The sequence below is a fragment of the Shewanella sp. 0m-6 genome, from assembly GCF_052977325.1.
This window is the reverse complement of record NZ_JBRIMD010000003.1, coordinates 83863-109060: the sequence shown is the minus strand read 5'-3', so window position 1 is coordinate 109060 and position 25198 is coordinate 83863. Positions and strand designations below refer to the sequence as shown.

At 44.9% G+C, this 25198-nt stretch carries 21 protein-coding genes; 8 read left to right on the top strand and 13 right to left on the bottom strand.

What is annotated here, in order from left to right:
• Nucleotides 1–439 precede the first annotated feature (439 nt).
• From ACVBJC_RS03280 to ACVBJC_RS03270, 3 genes are all read left to right on the top strand, one after another.
• Nucleotides 440–1192, top strand: a complete 753-nt coding sequence (locus ACVBJC_RS03280; RefSeq protein WP_447159451.1) for a winged helix-turn-helix domain-containing protein — start codon at nucleotides 440–442, stop codon at nucleotides 1190–1192.
• Nucleotides 1193–1235: 43 nt separating this feature from the next.
• Nucleotides 1236–1754 (top strand): hypothetical protein, encoded by a 519-nt coding sequence (locus ACVBJC_RS03275; RefSeq protein ID WP_447159450.1) that lies wholly within the window; start codon nucleotides 1236–1238, stop codon nucleotides 1752–1754.
• A 138-nt stretch (nucleotides 1755–1892) separates the two neighbouring features.
• A complete protein-coding gene (locus ACVBJC_RS03270; protein WP_447159449.1) occupies nucleotides 1893–3272 on the top strand; it encodes a DUF4397 domain-containing protein in 1380 nt (459 codons plus the stop codon).
• 137 nt (nucleotides 3273–3409) lie between these two features.
• On the opposite strand, the gene ACVBJC_RS03265 is transcribed toward ACVBJC_RS03270, so the two are convergent.
• Complete coding sequence (locus ACVBJC_RS03265; protein ID WP_447159448.1) at nucleotides 3410–4240, bottom strand: hypothetical protein; 831 nt, start codon at nucleotides 4238–4240, stop codon at nucleotides 3410–3412.
• 517 nt (nucleotides 4241–4757) lie between these two features.
• Between ACVBJC_RS03265 and ACVBJC_RS03260 the strand changes: the two genes are divergently transcribed.
• The gene (locus ACVBJC_RS03260; RefSeq protein ID WP_447159447.1) at nucleotides 4758–5414 is read left to right on the top strand and encodes a thiol:disulfide interchange protein DsbA/DsbL; all 657 of its coding nucleotides are present in this window, start codon (nucleotides 4758–4760) and stop codon (nucleotides 5412–5414) included.
• A gap of 62 nt (nucleotides 5415–5476) precedes the next feature.
• Here ACVBJC_RS03260 and ACVBJC_RS03255 read toward each other — a convergent pair whose 3' ends face one another.
• The 6 genes from ACVBJC_RS03255 to ACVBJC_RS03230 all read right to left on the bottom strand — a co-directional run bounded on the left by ACVBJC_RS03255 (nucleotide 5477) and on the right by ACVBJC_RS03230 (nucleotide 12824).
• Nucleotides 5477–6481: a glycosyltransferase gene (locus ACVBJC_RS03255; RefSeq protein ID WP_447159446.1), complete on the bottom strand. Its 1005-nt coding sequence runs from the start codon at nucleotides 6479–6481 to the stop codon at nucleotides 5477–5479.
• Nucleotides 6482–7096: 615 nt separating this feature from the next.
• On the bottom strand, nucleotides 7097–7627 hold the full coding sequence (locus ACVBJC_RS03250; protein WP_447159445.1) for a cytochrome b/b6 domain-containing protein: 531 nt from the start codon (nucleotides 7625–7627) through the stop codon (nucleotides 7097–7099).
• Between the two features lie 17 nt (nucleotides 7628–7644).
• A complete protein-coding gene (gene hemG, locus ACVBJC_RS03245) occupies nucleotides 7645–8178 on the bottom strand; it encodes a menaquinone-dependent protoporphyrinogen IX dehydrogenase (protein WP_447159444.1) in 534 nt (177 codons plus the stop codon).
• Nucleotides 8179–8394: 216 nt separating this feature from the next.
• On the bottom strand, nucleotides 8395–10092 hold the full coding sequence (locus ACVBJC_RS03240; RefSeq protein ID WP_447159443.1) for a di-heme oxidoredictase family protein: 1698 nt from the start codon (nucleotides 10090–10092) through the stop codon (nucleotides 8395–8397).
• 128 nt (nucleotides 10093–10220) lie between these two features.
• Nucleotides 10221–11369 (bottom strand): imelysin family protein, encoded by a 1149-nt coding sequence (locus tag ACVBJC_RS03235; protein ID WP_447159442.1) that lies wholly within the window; start codon nucleotides 11367–11369, stop codon nucleotides 10221–10223.
• A 51-nt stretch (nucleotides 11370–11420) separates the two neighbouring features.
• Nucleotides 11421–12824: a hypothetical protein gene (locus ACVBJC_RS03230; protein ID WP_447159441.1), complete on the bottom strand. Its 1404-nt coding sequence runs from the start codon at nucleotides 12822–12824 to the stop codon at nucleotides 11421–11423.
• 469 nt (nucleotides 12825–13293) lie between these two features.
• Here ACVBJC_RS03230 and ACVBJC_RS03225 point away from each other — a divergent pair, with 469 nt between their 5' ends.
• Nucleotides 13294–14496, top strand: a complete 1203-nt coding sequence (locus tag ACVBJC_RS03225) for an MFS transporter (RefSeq protein ID WP_447159440.1) — start codon at nucleotides 13294–13296, stop codon at nucleotides 14494–14496.
• A gap of 191 nt (nucleotides 14497–14687) precedes the next feature.
• Nucleotides 14688–15548 carry a TIGR03899 family protein gene (locus ACVBJC_RS03220; RefSeq protein ID WP_447159577.1) on the top strand — a complete coding sequence of 287 codons (861 nt, stop codon included), beginning with the start codon at nucleotides 14688–14690 and terminating at the stop codon, nucleotides 15546–15548.
• Nucleotides 15549–15735: 187 nt separating this feature from the next.
• Here the strand turns inward: ACVBJC_RS03220 and ACVBJC_RS03215 are convergent, their stop codons facing one another.
• From ACVBJC_RS03215 to cobA, 6 genes are all read right to left on the bottom strand, one after another.
• On the bottom strand, nucleotides 15736–16179 hold the full coding sequence (locus ACVBJC_RS03215; RefSeq protein ID WP_447159439.1) for a GNAT family N-acetyltransferase: 444 nt from the start codon (nucleotides 16177–16179) through the stop codon (nucleotides 15736–15738).
• 114 nt (nucleotides 16180–16293) lie between these two features.
• A complete protein-coding gene (gene cysC, locus ACVBJC_RS03210; RefSeq protein WP_447159438.1) occupies nucleotides 16294–16911 on the bottom strand; it encodes an adenylyl-sulfate kinase in 618 nt (205 codons plus the stop codon).
• A gap of 175 nt (nucleotides 16912–17086) precedes the next feature.
• On the bottom strand, nucleotides 17087–18811 hold the full coding sequence (locus tag ACVBJC_RS03205) for an SLC13 family permease (protein ID WP_447159437.1): 1725 nt from the start codon (nucleotides 18809–18811) through the stop codon (nucleotides 17087–17089).
• A gap of 2 nt (nucleotides 18812–18813) precedes the next feature.
• Nucleotides 18814–20259 carry a sulfate adenylyltransferase subunit CysN gene (gene cysN / locus ACVBJC_RS03200; protein ID WP_447159436.1) on the bottom strand — a complete coding sequence of 482 codons (1446 nt, stop codon included), beginning with the start codon at nucleotides 20257–20259 and terminating at the stop codon, nucleotides 18814–18816.
• Nucleotides 20260–20308: 49 nt separating this feature from the next.
• Nucleotides 20309–21217, bottom strand: a complete 909-nt coding sequence (gene cysD, locus ACVBJC_RS03195; RefSeq protein ID WP_447159435.1) for a sulfate adenylyltransferase subunit CysD — start codon at nucleotides 21215–21217, stop codon at nucleotides 20309–20311.
• 90 nt (nucleotides 21218–21307) lie between these two features.
• Nucleotides 21308–22126: a uroporphyrinogen-III C-methyltransferase gene (cobA, locus tag ACVBJC_RS03190; protein WP_442529463.1), complete on the bottom strand. Its 819-nt coding sequence runs from the start codon at nucleotides 22124–22126 to the stop codon at nucleotides 21308–21310.
• 423 nt (nucleotides 22127–22549) lie between these two features.
• Here cobA and ACVBJC_RS03185 point away from each other — a divergent pair, with 423 nt between their 5' ends.
• Both ACVBJC_RS03185 and ACVBJC_RS03180 read left to right on the top strand, forming a co-directional pair.
• Entirely contained in the window at nucleotides 22550–23482 is a 933-nt protein-coding gene (locus ACVBJC_RS03185) for a phospholipase A (RefSeq protein WP_447159434.1), read from the top strand.
• Between the two features lie 172 nt (nucleotides 23483–23654).
• Nucleotides 23655–25169, top strand: a complete 1515-nt coding sequence (locus ACVBJC_RS03180; protein ID WP_447159433.1) for a hypothetical protein — start codon at nucleotides 23655–23657, stop codon at nucleotides 25167–25169.
• The last annotated feature ends 29 nt before the right edge of the window (nucleotides 25170–25198 follow it).

The following is a 25198-nucleotide window of genomic DNA, read 5'->3' as shown; positions in this document are numbered from 1 at the left end:
CCATCATTATTTTATTTTGTCTATAAGCCTCTGGGCCTATGTCGATTAGTCAACGAGTTCAAATTTTGGATAACGACTCGATGGAGTAACAGTAAGAAATGAGGAAAATAAAAATGTGATTTATAACAGATGAAGCTAGCAGCAACACAACTCAACAATTAGACGCCGCATCAACGAATCAACGCACCGAGGCATATCGCAAATACTGCGAATTTGCGACACCAATCACTTAATTAGTGGTTATTTGCGGCATTTTATACACATGATTAAGTTAATGAATTGTATGAATCAATGTGACCAAGCTCCCAATTAGCCATACTGACCTATACACAGGACTCAATTTTGCCACCTTTAAACAACATAAGTACCAGGATCACAGACTTCATTAGTTTTACTTCATAGACTTGTATACATTGATAGTTCTAGTGAGGCGGCGAAGATGCAATTGGGACATTGCAGATTTGATATTGAAAAAGAAGAGTTAACGAACTTAGACAATGGCAATACTTGGCACCTACCAAGAGCCGAACTGCAAGTTTTAACCCTATTGATAGACTATCAAGGCAAAGTGGTGGCTAAACCACTATTAAAAGCCGGTGATGGCAAGCAGCCTCCTCTTAGTGACTCCTCGGTGACCCGAGCGGTATTCACACTTCGCTCATTCTTGGGCCCGCAATATGAGTCACTCATAGAAACGGTCAAAGGCCAGGGGTATCTGTTACGCCACCATCGAAGCAGAAAGGCAACTCAACCTGGATCACCGCGCAAAAGGCTCCCTTTTAAACTCACAGCAATATTGACTTTTTGTTTAGTCCTCGCCTTAAGTTGTGGCTGGATTTTTTACGCTGCGCCCGGTTTATCTAAAAGTAAACCCACACCACTGCAAGCCAGCAAAGTCAGTACCATCGCAGGACAAGCTGTCTACGTCATTTTGTATTCCCATTCAAAAACCAACAATGGTTTATTGCTCGAGTTGGGCCAAATCATGAAAAGCAGTCTACGCCAATGCCCGCTCACAAGTTGGAAGAACGTGTACTTGTCGCTATCCCACGACAAGCAAGTCCTTAATATCACCTTACGGGGTGATCAATTTGGCCAATCCATCATTCGCAATTTAAAGATTAGTGATCTGCGCCAACCCCAGCAGTTTATCAATCAGCAATGGCTGCAAGACGTTGAGATTTGTGACTAGCCGCTTAATCAATAATATCAAGAATAAGAACGAGGAATTGAGTATGACGCGAACATGGCGCTGGGCGATAAATATCATCATTTTGCTAGCTTTACTGAGCTGCGTCGCGGTGATCTATCAACTAACAGCAAAGCAGCCTAGCTTTATGCTTAGCTGTAGCTCAGAGCTATTCAATCGACAGAAAATGAATCAAGACAGCCAGCATTATCTATTAGTCGACCTGTTTTCTAAAGACGGACAAGCACAAATCAACTATCGCTATTTCGACCTAGACGGCAATTCAGCGGGCTCAGTGTCCATGCAAGGGCACGTCAATCAGGTTGATATTGATAACATGTTTTATGACATTTCAGTCAAAACCAAACAAGAGTTTACACACTCGAACCAGGAACAGGCTCCAGAGCATTTTAAATACCTGTCTTATGTCAGCAGCCTAAACCTGAATAAGAAGGGCATGCATAATCTAAGCGTTCAAGTCTTAGAGCGCGATGAAAATAAAGACTTTGCAGTGGTGCTGTTTCAACCCAGCAATACGGTATGCGGCTGCCGACTTGTCAATTAAGCACATGCGTTAGAATGCCAAAAAACACTCTTCCAAAACCATAAAACAGACTCAATGTAAATTATTTGTATATTTTTTGATCTAACGAAATTTCAGCAGCGTAATGGTTGTCGAAACTAAACATCAAGGAATATAGCAATGAAATTTTCAACTCCATTCGCACGTTATGCCTCTGTCATTACCATTTCAGTATTAGGTCTAACTGCATGTAGCGATGATGATAATGATATAGTCCCCCCTCCATTTGTACTCTATGAATCTGAAATTCGTGTCATACACGCAGGTAGTGATGCACCGCTAGTCAATGTTACCGCCAACGGCGCTAACTTTGTTGACGATGTGGACTATGCCATGTCGAGCGGTTTAACAACGGTGCCAAGTGGCAGCTACGCCGTAGCGGTCGATGCACTTTTACCCGACGGTACGACAACAACAGTATTAACTGCGGATTTAGATACTGAAGCTGATACAGAATATACCGCCGTTGCCTTAGGCAAAGTCGCTGACAACTCACTCATGCTTAAACTGATTGCCAACCCAGAGCAAGATATCGCCGATAACTACGCACGAGTGCAGGTGTTGCATGCCGCGCCTGCCGTTGGGCTGGTAGATGTCTACGTTACCGAACCGAATGCCGATATCAGTACAATGCAGCCAACCCTATCAGCAAACTATATGGATGCGAGTCCACAACTTGAGGTACCTGCCGCTAAATATCAAATTCGTATTACGGCTGCGGGTTCAAAAGATGCAGTATATGATTCAGGGCCGGTAACATTAGCCGATGAAGAAGATTACTTTATCTCGGCTATCCCTAATACTTGGACCGGTATGTCTCCTGTCGCTCTGCTTGTGGCGCTGCCTGAAGGGCAAGTATTACTCAATGACATAAACAGTGGCAGTGATATACGCGTCATACACGCCGTAGCCGATGCGCCAGCGGTTGACGTATTTTTAGATGGCAGCACAACTGCAGCAATCACAGATCTGATGTTTAAAGGCGTTGTCGGTTACGTTAACATCCCAGCAGGTGACCATACCGTTACAGTTGCAGCCAATGCCGACAACAATGTTGTTGTCATCGACAACGCACCATTTGAGTTAGACCTTGGTGACAGCTACTCAATTTTTGCCGTAGGCTCTTTAGCTGATAACGACATTGCCCCTTGGATCATCATGGAAAATACCCGAGTGGTAGCAACAGAGGCTAAGTTAACGGTATCTCATGCCGCATACTCTGCGCCTAATGTTGATATTTATTTAACTGCAACCGATGATATTGCTAATGCGACCCCAGTACTGACAGATGTGCCATTTGAAGCCTCTTCAGGTAGCTTAAGTGTTCCTGCTGGTGACTATGTGGTTAGCGTAACAGTTACAGGTACTAAAACCGTGGCCATAGGTCCATTACCCATTAGCTTAGAAAATGGTGGTATTTATGGTGTTGCTGCAATCGATACCGATACCAGTGGTGTATTTAGTGTCATTTTACTAGATGACTTCGTCACTAATAAATAGTTACGGCTAACGCATTACAGATATCTCATACAGATAAATAGTGCTCTTTTAATTACAGTATTTACAACCAACAAAAACGCCATGCAATGCATGGCGCTTTTATTACTAATACGTCAGTTAACCTCAGAGAGCAATCGTTAACCCCAAGGCATATCTACATAAATTCGTACTAACGTGTCTCTGTCCCATGGCAAGATAGCCAGGTAATCTGGTGAGGTTTTATCGCGATTATCAAATGGGTCAAGATTATATTCTGTATGCTCAACGCTAAGCTTTATTTCGCTATTCTCAATCCAGCCATCAGAATGATAGCTCAGCACACCGGTATACTTATTTTCTAGCCAATCACTGCCATCATTCCAGGTTTGTGCCGCAGCATAAATGTCAAACGAATCACCAAGGGGCAGTAGAGTATCGAGGGCTATTGAATAGGCGCCGGTTTTATTTTGAAAGTCGTCACGATCATAGCCACGCTCTCTTGGCACATCATCGTCAATTTCCAGCATGTAATAACCCGCAGCGACTTCAAATCCCGCATACACACGGCCATTATCAAACCTTGCTACGATACCGGGAAAGAGTTTAGCTTGTTTCTCTACCGAGCTAACCGTATTACGTTTGCCATCTAAGGTTACTTGCCACTGTAAGTTCATCACCTCAGAAAAGCGGTATAAATTACCGTCAACGGAAAAGGCACTTTGGAACCAAATAGGAATATGATCAGGGTCTAACTTATCTTTATCATCATCAATAAAGATATCTAGCTCACCTTGCCATAGCAGCTCTGATTCGGTTTGATGCGCGACATAAAAGCCTGCATGTGCGCCGAGTGTATGAGAGTCGGCCTGATCGACAATGGTATTTTGGCCACCAAATGCAATGCGCCAGTCTGTCGCCTGTGCATTGGTTGTTAGCCCTACTGCCACAAGAGCTAATGCTGCAATAAATAAGTGCGGTTGATTGTTCAAGTCCCTTTCCCCCAAGGCATACTCAGACTTTATATAGAAACTATTGATTAATCGGAAGATATTGATTAATCAATCCCATTAACTAACAAAGCACTGCTCTAAACTTAGTCAAAAACTAACATAAATAGATAAGATAATCTGTTTAATATTAGTCATGATATTATCTAAAAGTTTATTAATTACCGTTAAAGAAATCGGCTTCTCGCTGCAGTCTAAACCCAGCATTTCGATATACATGGCTTAAAAAGCGCAATAAGTTCCCTTGGGAGGTTAACTTTTTATAAAATTTCACTGAGATTGTGAGGCTTAGCAAAATTTAAAATGAAAACTCCCGTTTGCGCTTAAAATCATTGCGTGGGTCACACTCTAGAGCATGTATTAATATGCAAATTCAGTCATAATTAAGCATCTGGTTTTATTCTTAACAACAATGTAATTTGCTGTAACGGATGAATAATATTTGTATTATTCGTTATCGCTTGACTACTTATACAAACGTCACCTAGAGGACACTAGTTTGATTAAACATATTGCTTTAGCGTTAACACTTGCCGTTGCTCCACTGAGCAGCTTTGCCGCACAATTTGTTGAAGGTAAGCACTTCAGCGTTATCTCAGATAAAGCACCAAGCAGCGAACCAAAACTAACTGAGTTTTATTCGTTCTACTGCGGCAACTGTTTCAACATGGAAAAGATGTACTTAGCTGATATCAAAGCCAACTTGAACAAGCAAGTTACCTTTGACAGCAAGCACGTTGATTTTGCCAACACCGAAATTAACACTGAAGTTATGCGCTCTCTTGCGGTTATCCAAACATTAGATAACCAAAAGCCATTAACTGATGCTATGTTCAAAGTTATCCAAGGCGATAATGGTGAGAAGCATGATCACAGCGCACCAGGCCACAAGCATGACGAACCGCTACAAAGCCGTGACGACATCAAAGCCGTATTTGCTAAATTTGGCGTAACTGCAGAGCAATACGATGCTGCAGCAGACAGCAAAGAAACCAACGAGAAGTTGGCGCTATGGCGTTCACAGCAACGTGAATTTAAAGTACAAAGCGTACCTGCGTTCATCGTCAACGACAAATATGCAGTTAACATGGGCTCTATCCGTACACTAGCCGAGCTAATCGACCTAATGAACTACCTAGCACTTGAGCACAAGTAATCTCAAACTCGTGTTGAGAAATAGAAAAAGGCGCTAATTAGCGCCTTTTTTGTTTTTAAATATCATTTGTTGTTAAGCACATCTTCTAACACCTGTTGCCAACACTCTAGCATCGACTCCCAAGCTTGAACGCTAGATAACCGCGCAGAGACCGTGATCTTAAGCGGCTCTGTTATTGCGTGATTAATCGCGCTTTCAATGCCCTCGACTGTTAGATCATTAATCAGCTGATAACCCCCTTGTCGCTCTAACCCTGCTAACTGCTCACCTAAACCATCAATATTGGCCGCGATAACGCCTTTACCCGCAGCAATGGCTTCCAAACAGGTTAGACCAAACGGCTCCCAACGTGAGGGGATAATGACAAGATCGCCACGGCTAAGAAACTGAGGCACATCATGCACCTCACCAACCAAATGAACATGTTCTAAAGGCGCTGCTAGTGCTGCAAGTTCGGGCCCTTGCTCTCCCTCTCCCGCTAATATCAGTTCGACTCTGTTAGGCGACACTTTCGCCATTGCTTTAATCAACAAATCAAAGCCTTTTTGCTGGCTCAAACGCCCGTAGGCCAATAACCTAATTGGCGCACTAGCGCTCTTTTCTGGCAATGCAATAAACGAGCTCAGCTCTTTCCCCTGCCCGACTCGCACCAGCTTATCGGTAGGTAATACGCCTAGCGCTTGTAACCAGTCAGCCTGGGCGTTAGACACAGATAACACTTTATCCATAAGCCCATAACCCAGCCTAAGCATAAGTCGAAATCGCCATGGGGATTTAACACAGTGACGGGCAAACTCTCGACTATAATGGTGCTCTTGATAAAGGATTGGCGTGCCAATATTGGCAAGTTTAAGTGCTAAAAATGCAGGGAGTTTGCGCCAATTAACGGCGCCATGAACGACGATAACATCAGCTTGATAACGTTTAAATTGCGGCTTATTGAATTGACTAACCACGCGTTGAAAAGAAAAAGACTGCTGTAACCTTGAGGCGGCAAGACTCGTTAGCGCGAGGTTCACGCCACCAAGCTTAATATCATCGACGAGATGGATTACGGTTGGCCGCAAAGCGAGTCCTTATAGAATGCTGGATAAGTTCCTTTTACTTCATACTCGTTAAGTTAAAGAAAAACCTACCCATTTGAAAGCATTGTTTTGCTCAGCCCACTCAAGCTGATTTGGCAAGTCAACATAATCGGTTGGTAGTTAAGATATGACATAATCGCTTGGTGGTCACACAAGATTAAAGAAGCTTCTAACTCATTTTGGGACATAAGCTATTCACCACGGCGAATATGCCGAAGCCATGTGCTAATAAGCGAGAGCTAGGGATAGCGAACTGGCCGTTAAACACGGATGTTATTGGGACACGGAGCGCTACGCTACACGAAGAAAAGCAACAGCTAGAACAAAAGCAACAGTAAAAGGCTCGTCATCAAACATTTTAATCTTTTGCTCTACGATCTTCTCCGTGACCTCCGTGAAAGCGAAGCGCTTCGTGGTTAAATTTCCGCTTTGAAATAGAGTTATGCCGACGCAATATTGTATACGTTAACTAAACCACTTTAAGGCAAAAGCAATTCACCACGGAAGACACTTATGGAAACGGAGGACATTGAGGACACGAAAAAAGCAATAATCTTACTCAAGAGAGCAAATTTTATCGCATTTGTGTAAGTTTTATTAGCTTCTGAAAAAATCTAGCAGGTGCAAACAAGCAAATACGGCATGTAATACGATAAAACCGATAAAACCTTGTGCAAAATGAATATGATAACCACGCCAGAACAGCGCATCACTGCTGCCTTGAGTGGCAAACCACAGTAGACCCGTGACTCCAACCGCTAAAAACAGCAGCATGCCTATGCCTTCAGTAACACTGAATAATCCACGCCCGCCGGCAATCGGGATCTTGCCTTTAAACAAGCCTAGAATATCAGACTTAAGCTGCGAAAAATCACCGAGCAACCAGGGGAAATACTGGCGCCACTTTCCTTTAAGACAGGTAGTAATCAAAAAGGTAATCGACAAGAAGGCGGCGATAAGCCCAAGATACACATGGCTTTGATCCCAAAACGATGCATTGGGGCGTAATCTGCGGCCCATCACAATAGAGCCGCTTGTAAAAATTAGATATGCACTGGTGATAATGATGAGCACATGCTGCAAATCAATATACTTTCTCGCTAAGCGTTTAAACGTCGATTGCGCCATATCTCATCCTGTGCTTGCTAAACCGTAATCGCCAAATTATTAATACTGTCGGCATAGGTATCAACCTTATTCCAATCAGTATATTCAATATTAGTATCAGCTGCAGTAGGGCCTTTAGTCATCCACATAATAAAGCGAATAATGTTCCTATCCATTACGCCGTAACTTGGGTAGTTAAGGTTGCCAGCAAACACTTGCGCCACATCAGGCATCCAAGGTGACTTTTCAAAGAATGCTTGCATATATGGGTTAGTCTCAGCGGTATTCTTTAGAGGTTTACGCGCCACTAAGTTAACCGAAAAGAAGCTACTCGGCTTTTGCTCTAATGCTGCTTGGTGGGCTTCAATAAAATCATAAACTGCCGCATTGTGCTTACCATGACGAATACTGGCACCGATAATAATCTTATCAAATTCACCTAAATCCACTTTATCGGCAATGCTAACAGCGGTGACACAATTGCCGACTGCCTTGAGCTTATCTTCTAAATAGGCACAAATTTTACGAGTCTGGCCATGCACACTAGAGTAAACGATAAGAATTTTGCTCACTAAGCACCCCTGAAGTGTTAATTTTAAAGTGAATGAATTTAATAAATAAATCATAGGTGATTTGACTAAAAGATTACATGAAACAGATCACGAGGCGTAGTGCAATAAATCGAATTAGCTTTACCTAGTTCACAAAATTAACAGCGGGCCTCCCCTAAAGAGGTAGCCCCGCTGTTTTTACGTTGACTGAGTAAATTTCAGTTATGCAGACTTTGCTTATAGTGACATTAAGAAATCAATAACTTGCGAGCGTTCTTCGCGGCTTAATGTCATAAAATCTTGCTGACTTTGCTCTGCTTCACCGCCATGCCACAAAATCGCTTCCTCTAATGTGGCTGCGCGGCCATCATGTAAAAATCCTGCTTGCGGATTCACGGTTTGCGTTAGGCCTATTCCCCATAACGGACGCGTACGCCACTCATTGCCATCGGCTAAGAAATCGGGACGACCATCAGCAAGTTCATCACCCATATCGTGCAGTAACATGTCGCTAAATGGATAGATAGTTTGACTCTTATGGCCAGCAATCATCTCTGAGCCGCCAATGTCACCTGAAGCTTGAGTCACAAAGCGTGGGGTATGACAACCACTGCAGTTTAACTGCTCAAACAATCTTGCTCCTTCACGAACATCAACATTATCCACATTACGCCTTGCCGGTACCGCTAGCGTTTCAGCATAAAACACCACGGCATCACTGAACTCAGCGCTCGCTTCAGGCTCTCCATCGACACCAACTCCGGTATCGACAAAGCCAGTACGAGTTAAATAAGCATCATGCAGCGCAGTGCCAGCAATACTTTCATCTGGGAACAGCGGATTAGTAATGCCAATATCACCGCGCAGCGCACCTAATGACTGCACCCTAACGCTGGGCGTATTAGCCTTCCAGCCAAAACGCCCAAGCGACACTGGGTTACTGTCTCCCGCTTGTGCTTTAACCGCATCAAAAACATAGTTAGCACGACCAGAAATGCCATCATTATTGCTATCAGCAGCATCAACGTTGGCGATAATATCAGCCTCAGCGATGGCCTCTAACAAACCTAAACCAAATACCGGCATACCATTTCGCCAGCCCATCAGTACATCATCTTGCAGCAAGTTAGAGGTGACGTTACTACTAGCCCTAGTTTCCCCCGGCGCATCATAGGGGTTTTCCACATCGAACCGTGGTTTTTTCAGCGTGACACTCGTGCCATCACTGTAAGTAACCCGCTTAGTTTCATAGGAGAGGTAAACATCAGCCTGACCAATAAATTGATTTTGCTGCCAGTCATCTCGAGCTTGCAGTACGCCGCGATGAAATAGTTGCCCACCAAAGTCGGGCACAGGTATTGGCGCGCAGTAATTATTTGCCGCCGTACCTAAGGTGCAAGGCTCGCTGAGCGCCTTACTGATCCTTAAGAATATTCCCGCTTGTGAGCCGAGTTTAACCCGAGATTTGCCTGCAGGAACGATAGGGCTTGAGTTACGGCCATCACGCTGATGGCAAGAGTTACAATCTGCGTTATTAAATACTGGCCCCAAACCATCTAGCTCAGGATGGGCACTATTGGGCGCGGTAGTAAAAGTAGTTTCAAAGCCTACATCTCCCTCAAGGTGCAACTCCAGCTCATTAGCCGTCAGGTTTGGCGCAGGAGTTGAAAAACCATGGCCCGACTCAGAGGCATCAAAGGTAGTGGTATCACCACCAAGGGCTTTGATATCGGTATAAGCTGGATAGATTTTTCCTTCAGGTGTGGGCGCTGCATCATCGCCAGAGCCGCCACATGCACTTAAGCTTGCGGTCCCTAACAAGACTAGGCTGCTAATAAGGCTTTTTCGAAAACTAATGCCGCTATTTAATTGCGCTCTTTTTTGCGGTATTTCGTTTTGCTGCGATCTGTTTTTTTGAGAGTGTTTATCTGTCATCTGCTGTTCCACACACGGCATGCCAAAAATTATTCCCCATTATCTTTTATCGTTTTTTAACCATTTAAAAAACAAGGGAATTATCCTATTAAAAAGGAGGCCTTACGGCCTCCTCAAATATTCACCTTCTAGATATTCCACTCTTTAAGTAGTGGCAACACATCAGACTCTAAACTCGCTTGTAGCTTAGTCAGTGCATCGACGGCAGTTTGAATACGCACACGTGCGTCGCTATCAGAAATAGCCTGACGAAATGGCATATTGTGAGTACCGGCTATAGCGTTGATTTTAGTGATTGCATCATCAATCTCAGTCTTAACTCGCGTTGCTAGTTCAGGATTAGCGGCATTGACGAAATCGATAATACCTTGCTTATCGGCATTGCCCGCTAGCTCACCAAGGTAAACATTGCGTACGCCAATAATGTTGTCGCTAAAGTCGGTAAGCGAGTTCCAAGAGTATTGAGACTCAACTTTTGAGGTGTCAGCTTTATCGATTGACTCACCAAATGGGTCGGCAATTTTACCGTTACCCACCTCGTCAACAATCGCAATCATGCCGTTAACGAGCTCTTCTACCACGCCCACTTCTGAGCTATAGAAAGTATTGCCATCGATACCAGAATTTTTCAGTAACTCACCATAAGCCTTACCGCTTTGACCGTCGTGGCTGATAAGCCATGCGTCATCGAGTGTCTTGGTGTAATCACGAAACACTTCGGCAAGCCCCATTAAATAATCACGCTCGTTTGGTGTCAGTTCGCTAATGGTTTTGGTGTTATCTGCAACACCGTCACCAAATAATAGGTATTCCATGGTGTGAAAGCCCTGCACGTCATCATTCCAACCTTTAATGGTGTCAGCGTCAAAGCCCGTGCTATTGGCCAGCACAGTCGTTAAATCAGTGGTGTTTAGCGGCCAGCTATCAAGATGTGGATCGATACCCAGTGAGTCTACTGGGCCAAAGATATGTGATTCACCTTGCTCCCACGGCTGACGAGCAGCTTTCCACGCTTCTTGAGCGGCAAGCAAGTTGGCTTGTGTCGGTGTGGCAACCAATGTTTGCGTCGCTTGCAGCATTGCCTCACCGCGCAGGGCAAGGTTTGAGTACCCCGCAACAATCACATCATCAGTGAGGTTAGTGACCATCTCTGTCGCGGCAAAGCTAAAACCCGTTTCTGGTACAACAACAGCGGTATCGTCAGAACCAGAGCCGCCACATGCGCTAAGCGTTGAAATAAGCGCAATGGCTAGCGCTGAGTGAGTAAAGTGTTTCATAAAAACTCCATGTATTTTGTTAGTTACTTGTTGTTAGTTACTTTTTGTTAGTTAAAGTGAGAACTGGTAACCAACGCCTAAAGCAAAAAAGTGGGTATCTGGAATAGACGCCACAGCCACCTGCTGTACGCCTGCTTCAGCTTTGATCACTATCTCAGGGATGGGGAAGTAGTTAATACCAGCGCTAATCCAAGTGTTTTCATAGCGTTTTGTAGCAATGCCGGTTTGCACTTCTTTTAGTGGGTTTGAGTAGTCTATGTTGGCAAAAATGGTGACTGGTACAGAGGTAAATTCACCAAGGTCAACACCCGCCTCAACGAAGAAAGCTTCAGACTTTGAGCCTAATTGAGCGAAGTTACCCGGCTTGAGGCCCGGGGTAGTTTTATTAGCTTGAGTGATAGCGTCACTATCACTTAACGTGCCATAAAGGTATTGACCGCGTAAGATCCATGGGCCTTCAACAAATGCACCCGCAATTGATAGAATTTCAACCGTACCGTCAGCACTTAGTTTATTGGTTTTATGTCGATTACCACTGGTGTTGCCATAATAATAAGAGGCGCCAATGGCTGAGCCTGTTTTAAAATTGCCATAATCGAGGCGAACCACATAAGCGAGATCATCGCCATTCACATGCTCAAAACGCTTTTGATGCCCTGAAGCCACCCAGTCATAGGTACGGAAATATTCTGAGTTCAAACCACTAACCACTTGGGCTTGATAGCGAAAGTTAGCCATTTCACCAAAGATACCGATGCCGTTTTCATTCCAGACTGTAGGTAACATCGCCGCTTCACTCTTATGGCGTTGCACGGTCAAGTACTGACTAGGCTTATGCAGCATACTACCGACACCTACAGGTAGATGGATATTACCGAATTTAACGCCAAAGGCATCACTTGGGCGATAACGGATCTCGGCTTTTTCAATCATCACCTCGCCACCGGCTTCCACTTCAGCTTCGAACTCGCCAAACTCATCGAAACCGTCATATTCTAGCGCGGTGCCGGTGCCGCCATGCTCATATTCGATTTCAACTTCCATGTCCCATTCGTCATTGAACTGGTAGCCAAACTCAGTCACGATCCGCTCTAGATCAAAACGGCTGCGGCGCTCAGGAGATGCATCCTGTACGTTGTCGTAGTACTCGTCGCTGGTGTAAATCACGCTGCCATATGACTTAAACGAAAACTTGTCCCAGTTACTCACTGTGTCTGTCGCTTTAGCAGTCTGCAAAACTTGTTGCTGAGTAGCTGCAGCTTGCTCTGTGCTCACTTTTTGCAGCTCAGCTAATTGCAGCAACTGAGTCTTAAGCCCGGCAAGTTCAGCTTCTTGCTTGGCTATTGCAGCAGCTAATGCTTCTGGCTCGGTTGCTGACATAGCATTCGTACTGAACACACTAGCGATAGCAATCGCTAACATATTCAACTTGGTATGCTTCGAAATAGATTTCATAAACGGCTCTCATTTTGATCCTACGCTGTATACCTATCGGTATTAACCAGCTCCCCTAATTCGCGGACAAATTAACCCAAATGAGAATGATTTACATTAATATTTACAATCATCTTTACAAACGACTTACATTAAAAGCTATTGAGCAACAAGCAATGCAGATGCTAAAGCAAGAATAAAACCAATGAAAACAATATCTAAAGCAGAAGTAGCCGCTCACATTAGCGTGAGAGCGTTACAACAGTAATGGTATAAAGATTAACGACTTAAGTGCCTTTATTAACAATATTAAGGCCTCTTACATGTCAAAAATGGTGGCTAGTGAGTGAAATGCATTATTGCGCTGCAAATCTTGTGCGCCTTATATCATTATCAAAACTGAACCTTGTATACTCGTGAACATTAAAATGACCATTTTTAAAATCGCTATTTAGGGTACTGAGGCAGCGGTTGATACAGGGAAAGTAAGATGAGAAACGACCCACAGAAACTCCTGCTCTGGATGACTTTTATTATGTCGTTAGTGTTTGCGGTTTGGCAGGCACTATTAAACAATTTTGTTATCGAGCGAGCACAATTTACCGGAGCTGAAATTGGCATATTACAAAGCTTACGAGAAGTCCCTGGCTTTCTCGCTTTTACAGCCATCTTCGTATTATTACTGATCCGCGAACAGGCGTTTGCTCTGGTGTCTCTTGCCGTGCTTTGTATTGGTGTGGCGATTACTGGATTCTTTCCACAAGTACTGGGGCTGTACATCACCACGGTATTAATGTCAGTTGGGTTTCATTATTTTGAAACCATTAATCAATCACTAACACTGCAATGGGTAGAAAAAGAAAAGGCTGCTGCTTTTATGGGTAAAGCCCTTGCATGGCGAAGCGCTGCTGCCCTTGGGGGCTATGCCAGTATCTGGCTTGTCATGAGCTGGTTAAAACTCGATTACCAATGGATGTACGCCATTATTGGTGCCTTAGGCCTTATCATGGTGATCACCATTAGCCTTTATTTCCCCACGTTTCCTCAAGGTGAAGTCCAACATAAAAAGCTACTGCTAAGAAAGCGGTACTGGCTTTACTATATGCTGACCTTTTTCTCTGGTGCTAGACGGCAAATTTTCATGGTTTTTGCTGGATTTATGATGGTTGAAAAATTTGGCTACAGCATCACTCAAATCACCTCGCTATTTTTAATTAACTATGTGGTTAACCTGTTATTTGCACCAGCCATAGGCCGCTTTATTGGCCGCATCGGCGAGCGCAATGCATTGACCATTGAGTATATTGGTTTAATCGCAGTGTTTGTGAGTTATGCGCTGGTTGAACACGCTGAATTTGCAGCAGCGCTCTACGTTATCGATCACTTATTATTTGCCATGGCAATTGCAGTGAAAACGTATTTTCAAAAAATTGCTGACCCTAAAGATATTGCCGCAACAATGTCGGTCAGTTTCACTATTAACCATATTGCGGCGGTCATCATTCCGGCCCTGTTAGGCTTCTTGTGGTTAAGCTCACCTGACATGGTATTTTATATTGGGGCGGGCTTTGCCGTGTGCTCACTCATTTTGGCCATAAATGTGCCTCGTCACCCAGAGCAAGGTGAAGAGGTTGCTCATTTTGGCAAAGTGACTAAAGTCATTAAAAAAGTAAATACAGCTGTAACAAACTAATAGACAATCAAGCAGATACTTGGCATAAACGTGTGTTGAGTATCTGTTTTTTTCGGCAAGCTCGTACTCAAGTTCAATACTGAAGCTCGATAGTTCAGCTCGATATAAGATCCTACGCAGCTAACTGAGCTGGGATACAAACCGCTAGCCTATTAATACTTATGAACCCTGTAAACGGTGAACAAACAACCATGGTTGAAACGGTAACAAGCACGGCTAACAATACCGTGAAAACTAGAACGAAAGACAGCAGCAAAGCCGCTGATGTTTCAGCCCGTAAAAAAGCGCTTCTGCTGGGACGTATGCTTGGTTTAGCCAGCGAGGAAGACTACCGTGCTAGCACTGCCTCGATTAGCGAACGTGCTGCTTTTAGGGCGCAGAAGCAGGCCTGTCAGTATCAAGAGAACCTTGAAACCATTTACAAAATCGCCATCAGCCACACACCATCCGATGTGACTGGCGTGGATTTAGACCCCGATTGGGCGCATCAGTTTTTTCAATTGGCCGAGCAAATTCATAACCGTAAAATGCAGGAGCTTTGGGGCAGAATTTTAGCGAATGAGATCACCTCTCCCGGCAATTTTAGCCTGCGTACCTTAAGCACGCTGAAACAGTTAACCCATAAAGAGGCGCAGATCTTAGAAAAGGCACTCGGTATGTCGGTCCTAGTGAACAATGAGACTCGGCTCAAGCTTATTATCGGTTTTAAACATGCCAGTGGCTTGGGGCAATTTTTTAAAAAAGCCACCTCGACCAATATCGGCCTGTCTCAATTTGGCCTGCCCTACTCTAATATTTTGACCTTAGTTGAGGCGGGAGTTTTACATCGCAGCGAACTAGAGACCGGATTGCTTAGCAGTAAGACGCCCATTAGCTTTTCTCTTAGCGAGCAAAAGCTCAAACTCACCCCTAAGAGCGGCCAACTATTTTTCAGCTATTATCGCTTTACTTCAATAGGCGATGAGCTAGCACAACTCATTCCTTTCAGTACCGATAAAAGCTATATCAAGGCGATGAGAGTACTGTTTGCCCAAGATTTTAAGATTGAATAGCCAGGACTTATTTACCGAGCAACAGCTTAGCTAATGTCACCTTAGCTAATGTCACCTTAGCGACTTAGAAAAAGCACAAACAAAAATGCGATGCCTATGGGGTTCATAAGGGCATCGCATTGCTTGTTATCATTACTCATTCATCATTCAAAGTAAGGCTAGCTGCTAGCTTTGCCCGTTATCAGCCTTAAAGAGAGTAGCTATAGGCAAAATACTCTGTGTCTTTCACAAAGCCTATTTTTTCATAGAGCGCCTGAGCCGATAGATTATCTTTAGCTGTACCTAAGTCCACTCGAACGGCGCCAGTTTGTTTGGCTAAATCGATAGCGCAATCAATTAAGCTATTGGCGACGCCTTGCTTTCGATGTGATGCTGCCACAAACAAGTCGTTTAAGACGATGATTTTACCCAGCGATACCGACGAAAAGGTATGATAATTTAATACAAATCCAATAGGCTTATCTTCTGAGCTATAGGCAATAAACACCGTTGCATCAGCGTTTTGTAAACGCTCATTTAAGTATTTTCGATAGGTAGCGGGTGCCGATGCTTGCTTATAAAAAACCATATATTGATCAAATAGCATGACCAAATCATCGAGTTCTTTAATCGAAATCCTTTTTATATTCATCACGTTCCTTGGGGCTAGTTATTCGTCTCGCATAAACACACTATCGGTATCATCCCTTTTAGTGTAGGGACTAACAACGCACCTCACTGTTAGCGAAGGGCTTCACATGGGCCTTTACACCGCTTTTTTCAGCTTCTTTGAGTCAATCACCTGAATCGCCGCTAAGTAATCCAGTAACGCACTCACCTGTGTCGCCAAGTCACCTTTGCTGGTATCTATGGTGAGCTCGGCTGCGGTTGGCACTTCATAAGGCGCTGAGATCCCAGTAAAGTTTTTAATCTCTCCTGCACGCGCCTTGCTGTACAAGCCTTTAGGGTCGCGCGCTTCACACACTTCTATTGGCGTCGACACATGCACTTCAATAAACTGACCATTATCGAATAATGCACGCACACGCTCGCGCTCTTCTCTCGTTGGCGAGATAAAGGCAGACAGCACCACAAGGCCTGCATCGACCATCAATTTTGCCACCTCTCCTACTCGGCGAAGGTTCTCATCACGATCATCTGCGCTAAAGCCAAGATCTTTACATAAACCATGACGCACATTGTCGCCATCAAGCAGGTAAGTGTGAAATCCGGCATCAAATAAAGCCCGCTCAAGCGCGCCCGCTAAGGTGGATTTACCCGAACCTGACAGGCCTGTGAACCACAATAAGATAGGATTCTGCCCTTTCTGATCCGCGCGAGACTGCTTATCAATACTGTGCTGGTGCCAAACGATATCAGACATAAAAACTCCAAAAAATCTAATCTATACAATACATAGCCAAATGTGCTTCAACATTATAAAAGCGTAAACTGCACACTTAATTCTCTCAAATACCTGCTTCACACAAGCACTTGCTCATTCAAACACTAGCGCTAATCAAGTATCAGTCTATTCAAGCAAGACCGATTCAAGAGGCTTAAAAGGGAAACAACAACGGAACCAACACCAATACGATTGCCGAATAAAGCAGTGACAAAGGTAAGCCCAGTCGAACAAAATCACTAAAACGATAATTACCTGCGTTATAAACCATTAAGTTAGTTTGATATCCATAAGGCGAAATAAAGCTGGCACTAGCACCAAATACGACCGCTAAAATAAACGGCCGAGTATCTACGCCATAACTTAACGAAATAGCATACGCTACCGGAAACGACAGCGCTGCAGCGGCATTATTGGTAATCAGTTCTGTCAGCAACAAGGTCATGAAGTACACCGCCACAAACGCCGCAAATACCCCATAACCATTAATCGCCGCTAAAATAAATGAGGCAATATCATCGGCAAGTCCGGTTGATAGCATCAAGTTCGCCAAACTTAAGGCGCTACCAACAATGACTACCAGCTCAAACGGAAAACGACGCTTTAGCTCTGAAAGACTCACCGCCCCGATGGCTAGATAGCTCATCAAGAGTAAAACCAACCCTTTTACTAACGGCAAAATACCGGTCAAACTCGCTAAGATGGTCAGTAAAAATCCCGCTAACACCCATTGGCTGCGGCGAGGATCTAGCCTGACACTTAAATCTAAACCACTCACGGCAGCAAATTCAGACGCCAATTTAGTGTTGCTGCTAAAACTGTCACCAGGGGTGATTAACAACACATCGCCCGCTTGCAACTCTATGTCACCTAAACCGCCTTTAAGCGGGTGATGACCACGGCGAATAGCTAATACCGCACCATCAAACTTCTCTCTAAAAGTCGACTCTTTCAGTGAGCGACCAACGAGAGTCGAACTCGGTGCCAATACCGCTTCAATTAAATTTTGTCCCTTGGCTTGTTGCTTACCAAACCATTCAAGGCCATCAAACTGATGTAATAACTCAACCGACTCCACCGCGCCACTAAAGCGCAGCACATCTTCGCTTTGCAATACTAAGTGCGGTGGCACTGGGCAGATGCGAATACCACTGCGCTCAAGCTCAACTAAATACAGCTTTTTAAGCGCGCGTAAGCGGTTATCTTGTACGCTGTGGCCTATCAATAAGGACTCTTTTGCTACCCGAGCTTCGAGTAAGTAAGGCAAAGCCTCATCGATAGACTCTTCGCGCCTGTCGGGTAACCAATTGGCTAACAACACCAATAACCCCACGCCCGAAATAACGATAACGATGCCAATCATAGAAAACTCAAAGAAACCTAAAGGTACTAGGCCTGCATTTTCTACAAACGAGTTGACGATTAAGTTAGTCGAGGTGCCAATAAGCGTTAGCGTTCCGCCTAAAATTGCCGCATACGATAGCGGCAACAACAGCTTAGCCGGTGCATGAGCCTGGTTACGGCGCACCACACCAATGAGTGATGCCACCACTGCGGTATTGTTCGTAAACGACGATAATAGTGCCGTCGACAAGCCTAGCTTAGCCATGGTTGATGCCAGCGATCCTTGGCCGACCACCTGGCTTAACTTGCCTAATAGCGAAGTTTTCTCAAGCGCTGCAGTCGACATGATTAGCAGCACTAGAGTGACTAAACTAGCATTGGTAAAGCTAGCTAACGTGGTTTCCAGCTCCACCATGCCAAGTAAGTAAGTGGTTAACGACGCAATAAAAAATAGCGCTGCAGGTGTCCATAGCCCCGCCATTAAGGCGGCGACTAAGGCAAATAGTATGCACGATAACACCCACAAATCAGCCACGGCTAACCCTCGACCTTACTGATATCAATCGCTTGCCAGTGAGGATATTGCTTGCGAATTAACGCATTGAGCTCAAGTTCAAAATCACTGTATTGCTGAGCCGTTTTAAGCTCTTTAGAGCTCGATACCGCCATGACGGCTGCAACGGTCGCGTTAGACAAACGATCGATTAAGATCATGCCACCGGTATCACGAATTAACGTGTATGGGTCGATAGCAATCGACTCATTGAGCTCAAGTGTGACTCGCGCCATATCATTAAGGCCAATACTGTTGCTGTCATTACGGTCTAAGGTATTAACATCAACCACATATTCAATTTTTACCACGCTGGCTTGCAACTTTTTACCTGCAACTTTCAGATCATATAGCTGGTTTAATTGCAGTGGCTTTTCATCCATCCAAGCGATATCGGCGCTGACATGGTTAGCCAGTGTTGGCGCGTTGTCGACTTGCGATAACAGATCGCCCCTTGAGATATCAATTTCATCTTCAAGGGTTAAGGTCACCGCCTGGCCGGCAACGGCCTGCTCAAGATCGCCATCAAACGTTACGATACGGGCAACCTTACTGCGCTTACCCGATGGCAGTGCCACCAGCTCGTCACCGACATTAATCACACCCGATGCCAGCGTGCCGGAAAAACCACGAAAATCGAGATCGGGGCGCTGCACATATTGCACAGGAAAGCGTACCGGCAGGCTGTTAAGCTCACGGCGAGTATCGATAGTTTCTAATAGCTCTAACAGCGTGCCACCGCTATACCAAGGCGTTTGACTACTGGCATCAACCACGTTATCACCTTTAAGGGCTGACAACGGCACATAGCGAATATCAATATCAATATCACCTAACTGCTCGGCAAACGCGGCAAACTCGGCGCGAATGTTATTAAAGACTTGTTCATCAAAGCCCAATAGATCCATTTTGTTGATAGCAACAACAAAGTGACGAATACCCAGTTGCGATGCAATAAATGCATGACGGCGGGTTTGGGTTTGTACGCCATAACGCGCATCGACCAAAAGCACGGCTAAATCACAGGTAGATGCTCCCGTTGCCATGTTACGCGTGTACTGTTCATGGCCTGGCGTGTCGGCAATAATAAACTTACGCTTGTCACTGGAAAAGTAACGATAAGCCACATCGATAGTAATGCCCTGCTCACGTTCTGCTTGTAAGCCATCGACCAACAGGGCTAAATCCACTTCTTCACCCGTGGTGCCAAGCCTTGCGCTATCACTCTTTAAGCTCGCAAGCTGATCTTCATAAATTTGTGCGCTGTCATGCAGCAAGCGACCAATCAAGGTACTCTTGCCGTCGTCAACACTACCGCAGGTTAAGAAGCGTAATAGCCCTTTATGCTGTTGTAATGACAGGTATTCCTTCACACCTAAATCTTCAAGTTCTGCCGCCAGGCGCGCGTTATTATTTACTGCTTGATTCATAATGATTCCTTAGAATTCTTAGTCCACATTCATCCCAGATGACATGCGTTTAGAAATAGCCCTGACGTTTTTTCAGTTCCATCGATGCACTTTGATCTGAATCGATAAGCCTACCTTGGCGCTCACTTGAGCGAGTCAATAACATCTCTTCAATGATCTTCTCTAGCGTGTCGGCCTCTGAGTGCATCGCTGCGGTTAATGGGTAGCAGCCTAAGGTTCTAAAGCGCACTAACTCCTCTTTCGGCAGCTCGCCCTGTGCAAGTGGCATTCTGTCGTCATCAACCATAATCATCATGCCATCGCGCTCGACAACCGGACGTTTTTGGGCAAAGTACAGCGGCACAAGCTGGATATTTTCCTGATAGATATATTGCCAAATATCCAGTTCAGTCCAGTTAGATAACGGGAACACACGAATGCTTTCGCCCTTATTCACCGCACCATTATAGGTACGCCATAGCTCTGGGCGTTGATTCTTAGGGTCCCATGTATGGTGCTTATCGCGGAACGAATAGACGCGCTCTTTAGCGCGAGACTTCTCTTCATCGCGACGTGCGCCACCAAAAGCGGCGTCAAAGCCATACTTATTCAGCGCCTGCTTTAATCCTTGGGTCTTCATGATGTCAGTGTGCTTAGCGCTGCCATGCTCAAATGGGTTAATCCCCATCTCTATGCCTTCAGCGTTTTTATGAACCAGTAGCTCAAAACCAAACTCTTTAGCCTGAGCATCACGAAAGGCGATCATCTCTTTGAACTTCCAATCGGTGTCGACATGTAACAGTGGGAAGGGGATCTTTCCCGGATAGAAAGCTTTGCGAGCAAGATGAAGCATCACAGAAGAGTCCTTACCGATGGAATACATCATCACTGGGTTATCGAATTCAGCCGCCACTTCGCGGATAATTTGAATGCTCTCAGCTTCCAGTTGTTGCAAATGGCTTAACTCTTTCGCGGCCATGCTAATTCTCCGTATTCTTCAATCAATTATTTTTCATTACGGCTAACTCAGGATCATTGAGTTGGCCGGGCAGTTACGTTTAGGCGTAGCTTATTTAAGTTGTGCGGCTAATTCAGAGCTATTGAGCTGGCTAGTCTTTTTAGGGGTAAACCAATTTAAACTATCGGCGAGCGCTACCACTTCACCTATTACCATCAACGCTGGCATCACTAAGTCGGGATGATTAGCTAGCTCATCAATATTGTCGAGTGTCCCTACAAAAGTTTGCTGCTCGGCAGTCGTGGCTTTCGATACGATAGCCACTGGGGTGTCAGCTTTTCTGCCGGCTCCCATCAAACCTTGCTTTATCCGGCTTGCGTTTAAGATCCCCATGTAAACCACTAAAGTATTATTGGGGTTCGCATAGCCTTGCCAGTCCATGGGACGGCTCTCAAGTTTGCAATGACCAGTAATAAAGGTAACGCCTTGAGCATAATCTCTGTGAGTAAGCGGGATACCTGCATAGGCTGCAGTGCCACTCGCTGCGGTTATTCCTGGCACGACTTCAAAATCGACTCCGGCAGCAACAATCGTCTCGAGTTCTTCGCCACCACGTCCAAAAATAAACGGGTCGCCGCCTTTTAAACGGACGACATTTTTACGGGTGTAGGCCTTTGTTACCAGCAGCTGGTTTATCTCACTTTGCGCGGCGCTATGCTTGCCTGCGCGTTTACCGACGGCAATTTTCTCGGCATGCTGTGGGATAAGCGCAAGAATATCATCACTCACTAATGCGTCATAAAGTACGGCATCGGCACTTTGCAGCACCCGATATGCTTTAACCGTCAGTAGATCGACATCACCAGGTCCTGCTCCCACTAGCCATACTTTGCCCAATTCGGCTTGACCGGGTAAAGCTACAATCTCCATCACGCTACCTCACTCTATTTCGTTATGTTGAAATATAGCGGGCTGCTTATTCCATAATAAATAGATATTTATTACTCGTTATAACTTTTTGTTATTTGAATGATTTTCAATAGCGTACTACTTAAACCAGAAACCCATTAAGTACATGTATAATAAAGGGAAAAAATATTTATCGTGACGAAGGCGTTGATGAAGGTTTTCTCTTAGCTCATTTTTAGCACTAAGTTATTGCATTTAGATCTAGTAGGCGTCACAAAATCAAGTAAATAAGCAACGCGCCGTACAGGCTCGCACTTCACACCATCAAAGGTGTCTTTGTGTTACATGACTGCTCAATAGCTGTTAAATCTTTATGCAGCTAGGTAGAATCCAGCACAAATAACAAAATGCTGCATATTGATCTACCAAATCTCAGGGAAAGTTATGAACAAACTTAGTGCGCTACTCATACCGCTATGCGTGTGTTGCTCATTTACGCTTTACGCTGCCGATACACAAAGCAGCAACGCGAATATAGAAGTCCAGCCAAAGAAAGAAAGGTCATTAGTCGATAAGCGCATCTCAGAGGAAAGTGCCACTGGCGATCTCCCCTATGTCATCACGCCGCACAAAGTGAACTACATTTTGCCTGTGACTTACAGCGCATCACCTAATATGGCTCCTTTTGCTGAGGAAGCCGCTGAGCATCCATTTGGTTTAGATAACATGGAAGCTAAGTTTCAAATCAGCTTTAAGTTTCCGCTTTGGCATAATGTATTTGGTGATAACGGTCATCTGTTTGCGGCCTATACCAACCAGTCTTACTGGCAGGTATACAATAAAGAGATCTCCTCGCCGTTTAGGGAGACTAACCACGAGCCAGAGATCTTTATGCTGTTTACCAACGATTGGCAGCTAGGACCACTGACCAACTCTTTTTGGGGGCTGGGTGCTGTGCATCAATCTAATGGCCAGTCTGGCCCTCGTTCTCGTAGCTGGAACAGGCTCTATGGCATGATGGTATTTGATAATGGTCCCTTTGCCATTGAAGCCAAGGCATGGTGGCGTATTCCTGAAGATGAAAAAGAGACGCCCAGCTCACCACGAGGCGATGATAATCCCGACATTACTGATTATATGGGAAATGTAGAGCTCACTGGCGTTTACGGACTCGATGAACATAGGTTTACCTTAATGGTGCGCAACTACATTCAAAAACCTAACTATGGCGCAGTCGAGTTTACTTGGAGCTATCCGATTTTGGGTAACTTAAGACTTTATACTCAATATTTTAATGGCTACGGCGAAAGTTTAATCGACTACAATGTACATAACCAACGAATAGGTATCGGGGTTTCGATCAACGACATTTTGTAATCGACGCCACTAGCCATTACTGTCACTGACAACACACTATCGACAGCGAGCGACTGCCAGCAAGCGATACGAGTAAGCAGCATTGAATAACCAGTAGTAGGCTCGATACCAAAAACATCTATAGCAGGCCTGGTTCTATACCACGCCAAGCCTGCATTAAAAAGGATGAAGCATGAGCTTGAGCTTTAAGGGCATCATTAGCATTTTCGCTATACTCATTTGCGCGAGTACTGCTCAGCTCATTCACCTATCACTTCCCTCCAGCCCAGGTAAAACCACGCTTAACCACAGACAGTATCAGCAAGATATTGATACCCTTGTTGAAGCCATTAAGCAGCATTCCGCCTTTGCCGCCATGGACCCTGAGCGTGTAACCGCTATCACACATGCAACTCAGTCACTGCTGCTGTCAGCGACTAACAGTAACCATGCCATACAGTTGGAGCAGCAGTTACTACAACTACTAAGCCAACTCAATGATCCCGGCGCCGGAGCGCTGCTCCCCATAAATACCTCGGGCAACATAAGCCGTTTGCAGCAACTGCCAATAGACATACTCTTTGATGGTCAGTACTGGCAAGCATTTACCCAACATGGTGAAATACTCGAACCAGACTTTCCCTACCTGACTCATATCGATGGACTACCAATGAGACGTTGGGTAGAGGCGAGCCTGACCTATCTTGCCGATCCAATAAAGTTGTCGACTCAGGCGCAAAGCCGCTGGATAAAACAGATTGCCAGATTAAGGCTAGATATTGGCCTTAGTGACAGAGATGAAACCGTAATAACCCTAAGTAATGGCGAAACAAGCCTGCAACGCTCTATCAAGCTGACGCAAGATCTGCTGACTGCAAAAGAGCTGCCACCAAAAGTAAATGCCCTAGAAGTGACAGCTCCAGAAACGAGCCCACCTCAGAGCACCTTGCCTTTAGATGTTGTGCGCCTAAGCCCAAATATAGACGCAGCCACAATAGAGTTACTTTCAAGCCAATTAGCAGGGCTTAGCACTGATCCCACTGCGCCGCTGGTTATTGATATCCGGGCAATTAAGCAGCCTCAACCCTTGCTTATGGCTTGGCTGATTACCCATTTTGCTAAACAACATAAGCCACAAAGTATCGGTTTATTACAATACAAGCGCTTTGCGACATCCAGAGCCGACCAACTTCCCACGCGCTACATACCAATGTCACAATTAAGCTTTTTTGAACAAGCTGAGCTAAAAAACCAGGGGTTTGAAACTCATCAGCCTCCCGCATCCGTATTTAGCGATTATCTAGTACGTAAATATCATCCAACTCAGGTATCTAACAGCCAGCAGCAGAGTCATTACCTCTCCTTATTAGTTGATTCAAGTTGCGAACTAGAGTGCGAATGGGTAGCTCTCGCTTCGCTGCAATGGCCTCATGTCGAGCTAATAGGTGAAACCACCCGCGGCAGTCTAAGCCCTCGTCATCGCGTGACTTTGCCCAACAGTGGTATTGAGGTGCAATTTAGTAAAGGAGTTGTGTATGCTCCCAACGGTCAGCTGATCTCAGGTGTTGGTCTTACCCCAGCAATGCAGCTAAATCAGCTCGCCTTTGAGGATCCTCTGATTGTTAAACTTATCGCAACCAAGAAGTTAGACGCATCGCTTCTGCCATTAAAGGGGACTTTAGCTATCGTTCCCCAAGAAAAACGCTAGCGGTTTTCGGCTAACAAATACTGATTAAT